General features: G+C 43.1%; 1 pseudogene. It reads left to right on the plus strand.

Annotated features, from left to right (window positions below):
- Positions 1-104 precede the first annotated feature (104 nt).
- A pseudogene (locus R7E78_RS27655) lies at positions 105-641 on the plus strand (SAM-dependent methyltransferase); the annotation flags it as partial.

The following is a 641-nucleotide window of genomic DNA, read 5'->3' on the forward strand; positions in this document are numbered from 1 at the left end:
CAAAATTCACCGCAATTACAATCGTTGGGTAAACAATTTAAATGTTGATATTCAGCGAGCACTTGCGTTGTTGGGCACTCAGTCTCAGCAATAAAAATTATTAAATGCAGTTAGGTTTTTTCGTGTTAAATCAAAATAATGATCCTTTTAATGCTTTTGAAGCAAAAACAGAAGCTCAAAAATTATCTTTTGCCCCTATCGTTTTCCATACCGCGAGAACGCTCAGAGATTTGGGTATATTAGCGGCGCTCGATAGCGCTGGTTCAAAAGGCATGAGCGCCATTGATATCGCCGAAAAAACAGGCGTGTCAGAATATGGTGTCAAAGTGCTGCTAGACATGGCGATAAGTGCGCACATTGTTTTGTGGGAAAAACCTAACTACTCACTGGCCAACCTCGGGTTCTACTTGTTGTACGATGGCATGACCCAAGCAAACATGGATTTCACGGCCGACGTTTGTTATGCCGCGATGATGCACCTGACTGAAGCAATCAAAGACGGCAAACCTGCTGGATTGAAAGAGCTGGGCGATTGGGAAACCATCTATCAAGGGTTGTCGACATTACCTGAGCAAGCTAAGCAGAGCTGGTTTAAGTTTGATCACTTCTATTCGGATCGTTCTTTCCCATTGCTGCTTAAA

The sequence above is a fragment of the Vibrio sp. YT-19(2023) genome (assembly GCF_033337395.1).